Consider the following 1,028-nt stretch of genomic DNA (forward strand, 5'->3'; position numbering starts at 1 on the left):
CACATGACTGCCTGACCTGCTTTCAGCTCGCACAGTAAGTGATCCAATAAAACGGTCTGCAAGTTTTCTGGTTTCTTTGCTTCTTCAACCCATTCGTTGGGTGTGCTGCATTGCAGAAATTGATTGATAGGAGCAAGAAGATCTTGATAGGCGTCGAGATTAATCATTTTATTTTTAGTATGTTACGTTCAAATTTGGTTCATCCAGAGCATGAGTAAAACGGAAATCTGGATAGAAAAAAGGCTGCAAACGCAGCCTTTAATCGGATAGGGCGAAAAGCTGGTGGGGATATTACCACTTTTTCTTCTCGCCGAAGAGTGCTTCCATGTCGTTGTCACGCTCTTTGTCTGCCATTTGCTGCATTTCTGCATCGCTTTTGTCTTGGCGTTTTTTGTCTAAGTCGCCAAGCATCTCTTCAAGCTTTTGTTTTGCTTGGATGGAGTACGGATCGCTTTTTGTACTCAGCGCATCGATACCTTTGCGAAGCAGTTGTAACGCAGTACCCGGTTGGCCGCGAGCAATGGAATCGTTCGCTCGCTTTATCACGTTTTCGATGTTGATGCGAATTTGCATCGTTTCCAAACGCGCATTTTCGGTTACGTAAGTCTGGGTGTCTAATCGGCCTTTGTTGTGCTCGTTTCGAACGGTGTCACGAAGGCGCTTAACCAGCTTAAGCATCACGATGGCTTGCTTATCGCTGCTTGGCATTTTGAAAGAGGTACTTTCACCAGTCGGACCGTTTTCTTTTAGCTGTCCGATTTGCTGCTTCATATTCTCTATGCGTTGAGTGAGCTGCTTATTTTTCGGGTCAAGCTCATGCATGCTTTCTAGTGCATCAAGAATACGATTGTTTAGGCACAGCAGAAGCTCCTTACTAAAAGGAATATGGTGTGCGTGACCAATCAGTTCTTCAGTGCCATCAATAAGTGCAACATAGCGTGCCGATTCCTGCCTTTTGGCGGTTTCAACTTTAACCTTGTATTGCAACATGATGTTATAGCCTAGGATTAATACCAGTAGGATGGCTA

2 protein-coding genes are annotated in these 1,028 nt (G+C 44.6%); both read right to left on the reverse strand.

Translation table 11 applies throughout. The features are described 5' to 3' along the window. Positions 1 to 167, reverse strand: a 167-nt coding sequence (gene miaE, locus R7F07_RS25490) for a tRNA isopentenyl-2-thiomethyl-A-37 hydroxylase MiaE (RefSeq protein WP_318110708.1), incomplete at its 3' end; no start/stop codon positions are given. Positions 168 to 291: 124 nt separating this feature from the next. After that, positions 292 to 1,028 (reverse strand): DNA repair protein (locus tag R7F07_RS25495; RefSeq protein ID WP_318110707.1); only part of this gene is annotated, 737 nt, incomplete at its 5' end.

Source organism: Vibrio sp. YT-16 (assembly GCF_033337405.1).
GTDB lineage: Bacteria > Pseudomonadota > Gammaproteobacteria > Enterobacterales > Vibrionaceae > Vibrio > Vibrio alginolyticus.